General features: G+C 59.5%; 14 protein-coding genes and 1 pseudogene. 10 read left to right on the top strand and 5 right to left on the bottom strand.

All coding sequences use genetic code 11. The features are described 5' to 3' along the window. Nucleotides 1–47: 47 nt before the first annotated feature. From CI41S_RS23160 to CI41S_RS23140, 5 genes are read left to right on the top strand one after another with little or no spacing between them, the layout of a single operon-like run. On the top strand, nucleotides 48–1,391 hold the full coding sequence (locus tag CI41S_RS23160) for an aromatic ring-hydroxylating dioxygenase subunit alpha (protein ID WP_172628148.1): 1,344 nt from the start codon (nucleotides 48–50) through the stop codon (nucleotides 1,389–1,391). After that, entirely contained in the window at nucleotides 1,388–1,912 is a 525-nt protein-coding gene (locus CI41S_RS23155) for an aromatic-ring-hydroxylating dioxygenase subunit beta (protein WP_139861724.1), read from the top strand. The genes CI41S_RS23160 and CI41S_RS23155 overlap by 4 nt, the downstream gene beginning before the upstream one ends. A 26-nt stretch (nucleotides 1,913–1,938) precedes the next feature. Beyond that, nucleotides 1,939–2,754 (top strand): DODA-type extradiol aromatic ring-opening family dioxygenase, encoded by an 816-nt coding sequence (locus CI41S_RS23150; RefSeq protein ID WP_172628147.1) that lies wholly within the window; start codon nucleotides 1,939–1,941, stop codon nucleotides 2,752–2,754. Continuing rightward, nucleotides 2,751–3,023: a hypothetical protein gene (locus tag CI41S_RS23145; protein ID WP_139861722.1), complete on the top strand. Its 273-nt coding sequence runs from the start codon at nucleotides 2,751–2,753 to the stop codon at nucleotides 3,021–3,023. Before CI41S_RS23150 ends, CI41S_RS23145 begins: the two co-directional genes overlap by 4 nt. A gap of 16 nt (nucleotides 3,024–3,039) precedes the next feature. Beyond that, nucleotides 3,040–3,546, top strand: a complete 507-nt coding sequence (locus tag CI41S_RS23140) for a cupin domain-containing protein (protein ID WP_139861721.1) — start codon at nucleotides 3,040–3,042, stop codon at nucleotides 3,544–3,546. On the opposite strand, the gene CI41S_RS23135 is transcribed toward CI41S_RS23140, so the two are convergent. Beyond that, nucleotides 3,476–4,159: a GntR family transcriptional regulator gene (locus tag CI41S_RS23135; protein ID WP_139861720.1), complete on the bottom strand. Its 684-nt coding sequence runs from the start codon at nucleotides 4,157–4,159 to the stop codon at nucleotides 3,476–3,478. The two genes, CI41S_RS23140 and CI41S_RS23135, sit on opposite strands and share 71 nt — an antisense overlap. Nucleotides 4,160–4,231: 72 nt before the next feature. Between CI41S_RS23135 and CI41S_RS23130 the strand changes: the two genes are divergently transcribed. The 5 genes from CI41S_RS23130 (at nucleotide 4,232) to CI41S_RS23110 (ending at nucleotide 7,814) form a co-directional block, all read left to right on the top strand. Beyond that, the gene (locus CI41S_RS23130) at nucleotides 4,232–4,945 is read left to right on the top strand and encodes an SDR family NAD(P)-dependent oxidoreductase (protein WP_139861719.1); all 714 of its coding nucleotides are present in this window, start codon (nucleotides 4,232–4,234) and stop codon (nucleotides 4,943–4,945) included. A 2-nt stretch (nucleotides 4,946–4,947) separates the two neighbouring features. Then, nucleotides 4,948–5,733, top strand: a complete 786-nt coding sequence (locus CI41S_RS23125) for an alpha/beta fold hydrolase (protein ID WP_139861718.1) — start codon at nucleotides 4,948–4,950, stop codon at nucleotides 5,731–5,733. 32 nt (nucleotides 5,734–5,765) lie between these two features. Further along, nucleotides 5,766–6,743 (top strand): PDR/VanB family oxidoreductase, encoded by a 978-nt coding sequence (locus tag CI41S_RS23120; protein WP_139861717.1) that lies wholly within the window; start codon nucleotides 5,766–5,768, stop codon nucleotides 6,741–6,743. A gap of 78 nt (nucleotides 6,744–6,821) precedes the next feature. Further along, on the top strand, nucleotides 6,822–7,205 hold the full coding sequence (locus CI41S_RS23115; RefSeq protein WP_139861716.1) for a RidA family protein: 384 nt from the start codon (nucleotides 6,822–6,824) through the stop codon (nucleotides 7,203–7,205). Between the two features lie 228 nt (nucleotides 7,206–7,433). Continuing rightward, nucleotides 7,434–7,814 carry a hypothetical protein gene (locus tag CI41S_RS23110; protein ID WP_139861715.1) on the top strand — a complete coding sequence of 127 codons (381 nt, stop codon included), beginning with the start codon at nucleotides 7,434–7,436 and terminating at the stop codon, nucleotides 7,812–7,814. Nucleotides 7,815–8,191: 377 nt separating this feature from the next. On the opposite strand, the gene CI41S_RS23105 is transcribed toward CI41S_RS23110, so the two are convergent. The 4 genes and pseudogenes from CI41S_RS23105 to CI41S_RS23090 form a co-directional block, all read right to left on the bottom strand. Further along, on the bottom strand, nucleotides 8,192–8,926 hold the full coding sequence (locus CI41S_RS23105; RefSeq protein ID WP_139861714.1) for a 3'-5' exonuclease: 735 nt from the start codon (nucleotides 8,924–8,926) through the stop codon (nucleotides 8,192–8,194). Between the two features lies 1 nt (nucleotide 8,927). Next, nucleotides 8,928–10,730 carry a putative nucleotidyltransferase substrate binding domain-containing protein gene (locus CI41S_RS23100; protein WP_139861713.1) on the bottom strand — a complete coding sequence of 601 codons (1,803 nt, stop codon included), beginning with the start codon at nucleotides 10,728–10,730 and terminating at the stop codon, nucleotides 8,928–8,930. A gap of 35 nt (nucleotides 10,731–10,765) precedes the next feature. Beyond that, nucleotides 10,766–12,456, bottom strand: a pseudogene (locus CI41S_RS23095) (cation acetate symporter). Further along, complete coding sequence (locus CI41S_RS23090) at nucleotides 12,456–12,755, bottom strand: DUF485 domain-containing protein (protein ID WP_139861712.1); 300 nt, start codon at nucleotides 12,753–12,755, stop codon at nucleotides 12,456–12,458. The pseudogene CI41S_RS23095 and the gene CI41S_RS23090 overlap by 1 nt, the downstream one beginning before the upstream one ends. Between the last annotated feature and the right edge of the window lie 157 nt (nucleotides 12,756–12,912).

Here is a 12,912-nt window from a genome sequence, read left to right as displayed (position 1 = left end):
GCAACGTGTTTGTAGTATACTACATACTACACCAAGGAGAGGCGATCATGGGAGAGCGCGCCAAGCACGCTGAACTGGCCGGTCTACAGCCGCCACCCGTTCCGCCTGATGCGCGGATCGGAAGCTTCCGTTCCGGCGAACTGGTGAATGCGGACGCTTCTGCCGTGGACCGAAGGCTGTTTGTGGATGAAGAGCTCTATCGTCTCGAACAGGAGCGGATTTTCGCGAAGTGCTGGCTTTTCGTCGGCCATGAGAGCCAGCTGGAAGCGAACGGGTCGTTTCTAACGACAACGATGGCGGAGGATCCCGTTCTTGTCGTGCGCGACAAGGCGGGTAAGCTCCGGGGCTATCTGAACAGCTGCACCCATCGGGGCACGAAGATCTGCCGCGCCGATTCCGGTCGTTCGTCGACGTTCAAGTGCCCCTATCATGGCTGGACGTTCAACAGCGAGGGCGCTCTGATGAGCGTTCCGCGGCTCGGGCAGGTCTATGGTGAGAATTTCGATCGCAGCAAGCACAGCCTGCGCGAGGTTGCGAAGATCGACTCAATTCATGGTCTGATCTTCGCGACCTGGGATCCGGCCGCGCCGACTCTTCGCGAATATCTCGGCGAGATGACCTTTTATCTCGATCTCATGCTGGCTCGCATGGAGGGCGGCACGGAGCTGCTGGGTGGTCTCCACAAGTGGACCATCGGTGTGAACTGGAAGATCCCGGCAGAGAACTTCGCCGGTGACCACTATCACGTTCCGGTCACGCATGGTGCCGGCGTCGAGATGGGCTATCGCAGCCAGCTCAGCAATGACGGTTACTGCATTCACACTGGCAACGGGCACTCGATCGGTTCCGAGAGAGGTGGTGCACAGCAGGGTCATGCGGTCCAGACCGAATACAAGGGCTTCATGGACAACATGCGGGCGCAGCTTGTGGCCAAATACGGAGAGAAGGCCGCCGCGTTCGTTCCCGTCGGAGTTGGGACGATTTTTCCGAACCTTTCCTTCATGGACACGGCCCGCTTCCGGACCTTCCGCGTCTGGCATCCGCGCGGTGTCGACAAGATCGAAATCCACTCCTGCTTGATCGTGGATCGTGCATTGCCGGAGGACCTCAAGCGCGAAGTGCGCAAGCGCTACTCCCTGGCGTTCGGCCCCAGCGGCATCTTCGAGCAGGACGACGGAGACGTGTGGCAGAGCATTCAGGATTCGATGCGCGGGCGCATAGGTCGTCAAGGCTGGCTCAATTACGAGATGGGGGTCGGCCGTGAAGGTCCGACTGTGGACCGGTACGGTCCCCCGTTTGTGGGCTCCACCAGCGACATCCTTATGACCGAGGCCAATCAGCGCGCCTACTATCGGCAGTGGGCCAAGTTGATGACGGAGGGCGATCGATGAGCGAAGATGCGGTTCGCGAAGACGCCGGCGTCGTGTCCGACGATCTCCGGAGGGAGATCGAAGCGTTCTATCGCACTGAAATTCTCCTGCTGCAGGGTCATCGGTACCGGCAGTGGCTGGAACTCATGGATGAGAGCATCAAATACCGGGTGCCTGTGACCACGTCGACGGTGAACGGGCTGGTCGCTGCCGACGACGCGCTCGGATATTACGATGAGGACCTGGAACTGCTGAAGGCTCGCGTCGCCAAGCTGGAGAGCAAGCAGTCGTGGGTGGAGCAACCGACGTCCAGGCTGCGGTACTTCATCCAGCTTCTCGATCTCGTGCATCAGCCCGACGGGACCATCGCGGCAAGCAGCAACCTTCTGCTCTACCAGCACAGGTGGAATCTCGATCAGAGTTTTACGGGCGAAAGGAACGATGTTCTGATGCCTATTCCGGGTGGTTTCCGGTTGAGATCACGTCTGGTGGTCCTCGATCGACAGGCGTTCACCGAACAGGGCTTGAGCGTCTTCTTCTGAACCGACCTCTGACAAGGAGTAGCGCCGTGTTGGCTGCAGCAACAGTACACTTTCCCTACATTACCGGCTGGCCCGAGCGCGCTCCGGCTAATGACCGCGAGGCGACGATAAACGGGTTTGCACGTCTCGGGCAGCTGTTCATTGATGGCGGCGTCGATACGGTCATCGCTTTCACCAGCGAGCACATCGTCAACTTGCAGCCCCGGCTTGCCGCTCCGTTCCTGGTCGGCATCGGGCAAAGCCACAACGCTTTCCCCGAGCCTCATTTCAACCTGAGGCCGGTGACGCGGCGAGGGGATCCGGAATTCGCCGGGAATCTCGTGAGCGAGCTCTATGCTTGCGGATACGACGTGGCCCACTCGAGCGAGCTCCTGTTTGACCACGGCACCGTGCTGCCGTTAGCTCTGATGAACCTTCCGCCGGGCATCGCCATCGTCCCGGTGATCATCAACAGCATCTTCAAGCCACTGCCGTCGCTGGATCGCTGTCGCAACTTCGGGCGTGCGGTCCGCGAAGTGCTCTCGAAATCGAATCTCGGGCGCCGCGTTGGCCTTCTGGCCACCGGAGGCATATCGCATACCGTCGGCGCTCCCGGACCGGAGCGCAATGATCCGACATTTGACCAGCGTTTCCTCGGCGCCCTGGCAAATGGCGATCTCGATGCACTGTCTCGCATCTCGGACGCGGAGATCGATGCGGCGGGCAATGGCACCCACGAGATCCGGAATTGGGTTGCCGTCGCCGGGGCCATGTATCCCCAGCGACCCAAAGTGGTCACCGCGATCCCGTACGTGACGGGGTGGAACAGTGGTGTGCATCAGCTTGTCTGGGAGGCTGCATGAGCTCCGCCGCACTCACACAGTTTCTGATCGACGTCACGCGCGGAGGCCAGGCCGGAGCGTACGCCAAGGATCCCGCGCAGGTTCTGAAGACGTCCGGTCTCACGAACGATTTGCGCACTGCGATCGAAAAGCAGGACATCGGCGCGCTATGGCAGGCCGGTGCTCACCCGATGGCGCTGCTCTATTTCGCGCGGTCATGCGGTTGGACCAGCGAACGATACTACGAGTGTATCTCGGGCGTCGGCGTCGATCGTCCATCGAAATCTTGATTCAGGGAGAAGCGCTATGTCAGTTGTCGCGGTCTCGGTTGGCGATCGAAAATGGGAAGAATGGCGCCCCGGCGTGAAGAGCCGCAGTTGGTCAGGTCAGATCGATGGCGCTCAGCAGATTCGTGTCGGAGAACAGATCTTCGAGCCTGGCAGCATCGGAGTGCCGGCGCATTGGCACACCTATGAGGAACAGATCCTGGTTCTCGCGGGTACGATCACCATCGAAGTGAGCGAGGAGACGCGGGTTCTGCAAGCACCGGCTTGCGTCATTATACCGCCTCGGGCCGTACACAGCTTCGCCTGCCATGGCGACAAGCCGCTGCACATTCTGGGAGCGCTCGACTCTCCAATTCACGAGTCATTCTTCACGAGTTTCCCCGAAGGCGAAGCCATCCGGGAGTATGAAGCGGATTATCCCGGTGGGGTCCGTCGGCGTGTGCGCGTCGATCCCGTTACGAAGGCTGTTCAGCATATTGCTGAGGTGCGGAACGCGGCTCGCGAGCAGCCAGAAACGCGTCGATAGATTTCTTGATGTGTTCAGTCATGGCCGTTCTGGCTGCCGCAGGGCTGCGCTTCGCAATGAGGTCGAGGATTTCGTTATGCTCCTTCATAACCACCTCATTGCGGAGTTTTGTAATTCTGGCGCCGCTCGCGATGAGGTACATCTTGCCGCGGACACCGAGCAGAACCCGTCTGACCTGCGGCAATCCTGCGATTTCGGCCATTCGCATGTGCAGTGTCTCGTCGAGGCCGAACATATCGTCGCGAGTGCGCCCTTTGCCGCTCGCGATAGTGCGGAGTTCACCGAGGTCCTCATTCGTGGCCGTCGCGCAAAGCCGCTCCACAACCAGCTGCTCGAGGGCGATGCGCAGCATGCGAATCTCGTCGATCGCGGCATCGTCGAGCTCGACGAGGCGAAAACCGCGCTTCGGGACGATTTCGACAATCCCGTCCCGAAAGAGATCCAACAGCGCCTCGCGGACCGGAGTGCGCGATACGCCGAGCGATTTCGCAAACGTGGTTTCGGAAAACAGTTCGCCGCGAGCGATCCTGCCTTCGCGTATCGCGCGTCTGATCGCCACATAGGCTTGCTGTGCGAGGCTGTCGGAACGAACAAGAGGTTTGAAGGAAGGCATCGATGGACCCAGGAGATTGGACCGTTCACTACGTCTCTGTATCTAGTATACTACATGCTTCGGTGAAATGAAATGAATTTGGGACTCGATCAAAAGGTCGCGTTGATTACCGCTGCGTCCCGCGGCCTCGGTCGCGCCACGGCCGAAGCCTTGGTGGCCGAGGGCGCAAACATAGTGGCGCTCGCGCGAAGTGCCTCTGATCTGGCTGCGCTCGAGGCCGAAAACCCGTCCCGATGCACCGCAATGCCTGCTGATCTGCTCGACCCGATGACGGCTGAGCGCGCCGTCGACTGTGCCATCAGGGCATACGGACGGTTGGACATTGTCGTGGTCAATACGCCGGGGCCTCCTCCGATGAAGCCGCTGGAGGCAACTGACGAGGATTTCGTTCGCGCCTTCGATACCACCTTCTATCCGGCGGTAAGGCTCATCCGGGCGGCGGCGAAGCATCTTTGCGAGAGCAAGAGCGGGCGGATCGTCATTGTCTCGTCGACAAGTGTCAAAGGGCCAAAGGATTTTCTGTCTCTCTCGGCCGCAGCCCGCAGCGCGCTATGGGCGTGGGCGAAGAGTGCGGCTCCTGCGCTGTTCGAGCACGGTGTTACCGTGAATGCCGTATTTGCCGGACCGCACGCAACCGATCGTGTTCGCGAACTCGGAGCAAGCCCGAAAGCCATGGGGCGCCCGGAGGACTTCGGGGCCATCGTCGCCTCGATCTGCGGCGAAGCAACGAAGTTCGTGACCGGCACCGGATATTTGATCGACGGCGGTGAGTTTAAGGGGCTTTGAGCATGACGACTTCGATGAGCGCCTATCGGATCGGACAGGGGCCGGCACTGCTGCTGTTGCATGGCATAGGATCGAGCCGGACAGGCTGGGATCACCAAATCTCGCGGCTGAAGAACTCGTTCACCTGCATCGCCCCTGATCTACCGGGATACGGCGACTCTCCAGATCCCGCGGAACCGGGCCTGGGTGCAATCGTGCGTGGTCTTGCAGCGGTCCTTGACGGTCGGAGCGCGCACGTCATCGGTGTCTCGTTTGGGGCACTGGCGGCTCTTGCCATCGCACGCACCTACCCGTCACTCGTGAAATCTCTCGTCCTGGCCGATGCCACGCTGGGCAAGGCGCGCGAGCGGGATAGTGATCGCGAACGTTGGCTGATGCATCGGCGAGCGCTGGCCGGGAATCTCGCCTCAAGAAGCCTCGAACGCGCCGGTGAGATCGCCGCGCCAGGGGCGCCGGTGGGGGTGATTGAAGAAATAGCCGCGCACATGCGACGGGCGCGGCCAGCCGGCTACCTTGCGGTCGCTCAAGCCATCTTTGAAACGGATGCGGTGCCATGGCTCGATAGAATCGTCCAGCCCGCTTTGATCATCTGCGGCGACCAGGACAGCGTTACCGGGTTGGGAGTCTCTGAAGCACTGGCAAAGCACCTGCCTCGCGCGAAGCTGGTCGAGGTCGCGGGAGCAGGCCACGCACCGCACATCGAACGGCCCGACCGCTTTGCGCACGCCGTGCAGGAGTTTCTGAACGAGTTGAGCCGCACCGACGGCGCAGCCGTTACCGCTGATTGATACGCAGGGCGGACCTGCGCGGGATTATTCCAATGAGTGAACCGAATGGTGGAATGCTGAACCTAGTCGTGACGGAGATCAATACCGAAACGCCGGCGATCCGTTCCGTTACCTTGGCGAAGGCGGACGGTGGCCTGCTTCCAGAATGGAGCGCCGGAGCGCATATCGATATCGAACTGCCGTCCGGAGACCGGCGCTCATATTCGTTGATGGATACTTCGCTGGATGAGAATCATACAAAACAGGCAAAGTCATATCGCATCGGCGTGCGGCGCGAAGAGCCCAGTTCCGGAGGCTCCGCGTTCGTTCACAGCCTGAACGTGGGCGACCGAGTCGCGGTCAGATCGCCCCGCAACAATTTCGCGCTGGATCCCGGGCAGAATGAAGTGCTTCTGCTCGCCGGTGGGATCGGCATCACGCCGATCGTTTCGATGGCCGCAGAATTGACCAGACGGGGCAGTGCCTTCAGGTTGATTTATGCCGGCCGTGCGCGGCGGGATCTGGCTTTCGTTCCTGAACTCGAGGTGCTGCTCGGCAAAAGGCTCGAAATACATGACGATAGCGTCTCCGGCGTACTCGACGTGGTCGCCAAAATGCGTTCGCTGGGCGAGGGCATATCACTTTACGTATGCGGTCCGATTTCGATGATAGAGGCGGCCATTTCGGCGGCGCGCGCCCTCGACTGGCCCGATGGCCGGCTACGCTTCGAGATCTTTACCAAGCCGACCTTTACCGAGGGCGATGCCGCGTTTGAAGTCGTTCTTGCGAGCTCTGGCAAGCGTTTCCGAGTTCTTCCCGGCCGATCGATTCTGGATACGCTGATTGAAAACGGCGAGCAGCCCCTTCACGACTGCAAACGGGGAGACTGCGGTCTTTGCCAGGCGGGCGTGCTCGAAGGTCTGCCAGAGCACCGCGACTACTATCTCAGCGAGAAAGAGCGCTCGATGAACAAGGTCATGCAGATCTGCGTATCCCGCTCGAGAACACCGGTTCTGGTGCTGGATCTGTAGGTAACCGGGAACTTCGACGAAACGAACCCGGCGTTTCGGCCATTCTGCAGACCGATCTCAAGACATGAAAGCGTATCGATGAAACAGCAATCGACGCCGGCTTCAGTAGATCCGGCTCATCCCTATTCTCCAGCCTTCATGGTCGACGACCTTGCATTCGTCTCAGGAGCGCTTCCGACGACACGAGATGGAACCGTCGTGGGAGGGCGCGAGGCGGCAATGGAGGCCGCGCTCGAGACGCTTGCGTTCCGCCTGGCTGCAGTCAATTTGACTCTCAGCGACGTCGTCAAGCTCACCTATTTCGTGACGGACATCACCTTGCGCGACGAGGCCAATCAGCAACTGATCAAGCACTTTGCGCACCCCCGCCCGGCGAGGACATTCGTCGAGGTGAGCTGTCTGCCGTACGGAGCGACAGTCGAGATCGACGCTGTGGCGCATCGAAAAGCGAGGCGCGGCTAACCGGTCTTGCAGGACACTTTGCCGCAGCAAGACGCAGGGCCGCGCAACACGTCTCGCCAGTGGTGGTCGAAGAGATTGCGCGAAAGGGAGCGTCATCGAAGTATGGTGCGTCCCGTAGAAAACAGCGCCTCCCGCGATAATGGAATGACGACCAGACAGTGTTTTCGAGGAGGGGCCGCCCGATGCGCTTAGTGGTCGGCCTGCGGTACCGGGACGGGAGAAAATCTGATGCGGATTGGGCGGCTGTTTGCGATGTCGATGCTGTCGGTCACCGCGCCGCCGGTGATCCTTGGCGCGGAAGTTGTTGTGCCACAAGCGGGTACCGTTTCCAGTAAATCTGAAGCGATCAACGCGGTGGAAGCGTTCAGCGCGGTGCTGGGAATTGGACAACAACTGGCCGCCCTTCGAGCGCCTTACGTTGTTCCACTGCTACAGGATATGAGCGCAACGCCGGCGCAACTAGACCAGGCCGTATCCTGCGAGCGCTGCCCTGCGCGGATCAGCTCACCCTCGTCGAAAGTGAGCCAGCCGGAGGCGTCCACCAGCACCTGCTCGTCGGCTGCTCAACCTAGCTGGCGAGACCGCCCGCCTGAAGTTGGCTTGACTTGAAAAGCCCAAGGGCCAATGCGATGTCGACGAGAGATCGATCGGCGTCGATTAGGAACGCTTTCGCGCTCTCGAGGCGCCTCAAGCTGGCATAACCGTGAGGCGCCTGCCCGAGGGCTTAGGCTCGTGCAAAGTGAAACGGCTCAGACATGCGCTCGACGCCACGGTGTCCCGGCTGAGATCACCTTCAAGAGTCGCCTCGATATAGTCGAGAGCGCGTTTTGAGCGCGGAGCTCTGAGGCAATGGTGCGAGTGATTTCGCCTAGCAGTGGATTCTCGAAGGCGCTGTCGCGTCGTAGTGCGCTGAGTGCCGACACATCGACGTCGATGCCAAGTTTGCTTGGGGAGAATTGGGACAGATATGAACCAACTCAGGTACATCATCGGAAATATCGATCGAGCCGTCGCGCCAGGCTGTGGCACAATGCCAGACTGTGCTGCGCAGGGTCGGGACGCGATCGACGATGCCTGCGGCCCGCCGCGTGATCCAGGTTTCGCTGATCGCGGATGTTGTCGTACCGCATGACGTACATCATTGCGCTCATTAGCGCATCGTTGAATGCCTCATGTTGAGGAAGCGGAGGGATCTCGAGGTCCCCGAGAATTGCGGAGAACGAGAGATCGACGGAGATGTTAGGAGGTGCATCACCGTACTTTCGTTCATAGTAGAGGCTGGAGATCTCAATGCGGCGATTTGGCAGTTCGATGCCAATGAACGGAAGGATATGCTTGTCGAGCATCGCGACGTCGAAATCGACGTAGTATCCGACCAGCGGTCGTCCGCCGACGAAATGCAGGAAATCAGGGAGCAGCTTCCGGATCGGGGCTTCATGCTCAACGTCGACCTGACGCAGGCGATGAATCTTGATGGCGTCCGCCCGTATGTTGGTCTCCGGGCGTACCACCCTCTCGAAGCGCTCACTGGCTAGAATGCGATTACCTCTGATCTTGACTGCGGCGATGCTTATGATGTCATCCGTTCGCACATTTAGCCCGGTGGTCTCGCAATCGATGGCGACCACTTCATCTGCGGGTCCGTGCTTGAGCATGAATCGATATGACTGGTCGCAGATCGACGCTTGATGAAACAGGCGTTTGATCGCGCGCGGGATCACGTCAGAAGACACCGAGATTGAAGTGGTGGCGAATAAACTCGCGGAACCTCTTGACGACATAGAACGCGTCACGCAGCAGGTCCCGCTCCATGCTCGACAAGGATGATGGTCTTACCAACGTGCCTGTGGCGCCGGCGGACTCCGCCAGTTGTCCGTCGAGACGCAGCATCAAGATGAAGTTGAGAGCTTGATGAAGCTCGCGCGCGAATTCGGCGTGAAAGACGCCCATATCACGTAGACGACTAATACGCTTGTCCGTCGCGGTTTCCATTAACCCATGCTCGAGAGCAAGGCTGCGAACGCCATGCACAATCGGAAACAGACCGCCCTTTTTCAGGTCGATCGCGTCACCATTGCCCCCAGATGTGATCAAGTTCCTGAATAAGCCGATCGGTGTCGTGAAGAGGTCGATGGCCCGTGCAAAATGCGCGAGGAACGCCTGTTCCCCCCGCGCCATCTCGATCAGCGTGGTCTTCGCTTCGGTTAGTAGGGCCGCATTGCCGGCAACGCACCGTGCATCGAAGAGGATAGCGACGTTCAGATGCGCGGTATCGTCAGGCAATGTGAGCCACCTGCGTATGTCGGCGACATAATCGGACAGCGGTTTGGACCACGCTGGATTGCTCACCATCACGTTTCCGGGGCAGGGCGGAAAGCCGAAGTTCGACAGCGCGCCGGAGAAAGCAGTGCGAAACGCATTAAGCGTCACCTCCTCGACTGCACCCGACAGGATGAGGCCGTTGTCTTGATCGGTGCGGGCAGTTTGCTCACCTCTGCCCTCACTTCCCATGACCATTAGGCATCCGCCAGTGCGAATGTCGGCCGGCGCCACGAGATCGAACAATCTGGAAAGTAGACGCTGATTCAAGTCAGAGACAATCTCGCCAATCAACTCGACATCGATCCCTTGGCGCCGCAGGGTCCGCACCTGGGCCGCTGTTTGGCGCGCGGCCGCCGCCAGGTCGTCCTGGCTCGCAGCGCGCTCTATGCGTCCGGCAATAACCTGGGCGCTGCCAGCGAGGAAGCCTAGTACATCGATGTCCTCGAGGATACCGACGAGGCGTTCGTCGTCGCGTATGGCGATGCGACGCTTGTTGAGCTTGGTCATAAGTACGAGCGCCGAGGAGACGAGATCGTCAGGCCGCAGTGTAACCAGGTCAAAGTGCGCCAGATCGCGAACGGATGCTTGAATCGATTGGCGTCTCAATACGACGGCCTTCGATAGGTTCATGCCAGTGATGATGCCAGTCCGATGGCCGTCGCGAACAAACAATGCATTGCTGTTGATCTCTTGCATCTTGCGGCCTGCCGTTTCTACCGTGTCGTCGGCGTCAACGAAGGCGGCCGGGTGCAGAAAAAGCTCGGAAATGCGGGCCCGCATCACCGATCCGTGCCTCTGCTCATCCTGATCCCTGACGAATTCATCCAGCTTGCGTGCGATATCGCCATAGAAGAACGCGGCAAACCTTGGATTGTTCTGAATCAGGTCGAGCACTGTATGCCTCGGCGCCGAGTAGCACAGCGCTTCATCACGCGCGACGAAGGCGTGTCCGCTCTTGCCGTGCAGGAGGGCGCGGCTATCGAAGCTGTCCTTGGGGCCGAGCAAGGCCAGCAGATCGGTCCCGTCACGTTCCTCGATGGTGCCCTTGATGACGACAAAGAGCGCCTGAGAAGGGCTGCCTTGATCGATAACGGGTTCATCTGGACGAAAGTAGACAATGTCCAGCGCCGCACGAAGTGTCTCTGCTTCGTGCGGCGTCAGGCGATCAAACGGTGGATTCGCGGCGTCGAAAGCCTTGGGCATTCGCCATTGCGCCTATTTTCCACGGAGTGGAGGTCTCAATGACTGGTGGCGCTTGCTGCTCCGATGCCGGTCTGGCTCCGCACGAATTGCGCGTCGAATCCGTCGCGGTCGGTGTCGGCGCGCGCGCTCCGGTCCAGGACCGAGATCAACCAGATGGAGACGAATGCAATCGCCATCGAGAACAAAGCAGGGTTGTCCAGCTTGATGGGGGCGGATCCCTTCGCGAAACCGAGGGTCACCTCCCAGACCGCTGGCGATAGGATGACGCCGACCACGGCACTTGCCAGGCCGAGCAAGCCTCCAATCAGCGCACCTCTCGTGGTTAGGTTTTTCCAGAAGATCGACATCACCAGCATAGGGAAGTTGCAAGACGCCGCGATGGCGAACGCAAGGCCAACCATGAAGGCGACGTTTTGGTTCTCGAAGATGATGCCGAGCACGATCGCGAGCACGCCCAAGAACAGGGTCGCTATCTTGGAAACACGAACTTCATCCTGCTCGTTGGCATGTCCCCCCTTGACCACCATGGCGTAGATATCGTGGCTGATGGAGGAAGCGCCTGCGAGCGCCAAGCCGGAGACGACGGCCAGGATCGTGGCGAAAGCGACGGCCGAAATGAAGCCGAGGAACAGATTGCCTCCCACCGCGTCGGCCAGATGGATCGCCGCCATGTTCGACCCACCCCTGATGGCCGCGATCCCGCTCTTGGTTTTCTCGAGGATGCCCGCGTCGAGGAACGCCAGATCGGTAGAGACAAGCGTAATGGCCCCGAACCCGATGATGAAGGTCAAGATGTAAAAATAGCCGATGAAGCCGGTTGCATAGAACACTGACTTGCGAGCGGCCTGTGCGTCTTTCACCGTGAAGAAGCGCATGAGGATGTGCGGCAGACCGGCGGTACCGAACATAAGGGCCAAGCCGAGCGAGATGGCCGACAGCGGATTTGAGATGAGGCTGCCGGGCTCCATGATGGCGAGCTTCTTGGGATGTACCTCGGTCGCCTTGGCGAACAATGCTTCAGGGCTAAACCCGAACTTGTAAAGGACGGCTCCGGCCATGAACGTCGCGCCGAACAGCAACAGCACAGCTTTGATGATCTGCACCCACGTCGTGGCTTTCATGCCGCCAAAGGTTACGTAGATCATCATAAGGCCACCCACCAGGATGACGGCCATCCAATAGTCCAAGCCGAAAAGCAGTTGGATCAGCTTGCCGGCGCCAACCATCTGCGCGATCAGGTAGAACGCGACGGTCACCAGCGAACCGCACGCGGCCAGGATGCGTATCCGCGTCTGGCCGAGCCGGAATGAAGCGACATCGGCGAATGTAAACTTGCCAAGGTTGCGGAGCTGCTCAGCAATCAGGAACGTGACGACAGGCCAGCCAACAAGCCAACCTACAGAGTAAATCAGGCCATCATACCCTGAAGTGTAAACAAGACCTGAAATGCCGAGGAAGGATGCGGCCGACATGTAGTCGCCGGCGATCGCAAGCCCGTTCTGGCCGGCCGAGATGCCGCCTCCTGCCGAGTAGAAATCCGCCGCCGAAACCGTCCGTTTCGATGCCCAATAGGTAATTGCAAGCGTCAGGGACACGAACCCCATGAACATGCTATGGCGGCCCAATTGACCGCTTGCTTCGTGCCGCCATCGATCGTCCCGGCTGCAAGTGCAACCGAAGGAAAGCAAAAGAAAATCATCACCAACAGGTAGGACATCTTTTTCATTAGCGGCGTGCTCCAACAATCTTGCGGATCAGAGGGTCATATTTGGAATTCGCTTTGCTGACGTAGATGCCTGTCAGCAGGAATGCTGAAACGATGACCAATAGCCCGATCGGAATGCCAATAGTTGTGACGCCGGCGCTTATGGGTGTGCCCAGGAGGTGTGGCGCGTAGGCGACGAGCAGGATGAAGCCGAAATAGACGATCAACATGATCGCCGATAGCGTCCAGCCCAGGGACGAACGCCGGCGAACGAGTTCTTGATAGTCCGGGTCTTGCTCAATCTTTTCGTAAGTGTTCAATTGTCGATCCCTTCAGAATGGACGGAAGAACCTCTGACCACGGGGGACTTCATTCATTTCCGGCGTATTCAACGTCAGGTACTGATGGGCGCGAGGCGCATAAATTCGCGACAAGCCGCCAATGAAGCGGCGTTAAGTATGTACGATCGAAGAAGAG

The sequence above is a fragment of the Bradyrhizobium ivorense genome (assembly GCF_900696085.1).
GTDB classification, from domain to species: Bacteria; Pseudomonadota; Alphaproteobacteria; order Rhizobiales; family Xanthobacteraceae; genus Bradyrhizobium; species Bradyrhizobium ivorense.
This window is presented reverse-complemented; position numbering and strand designations above follow the sequence as displayed.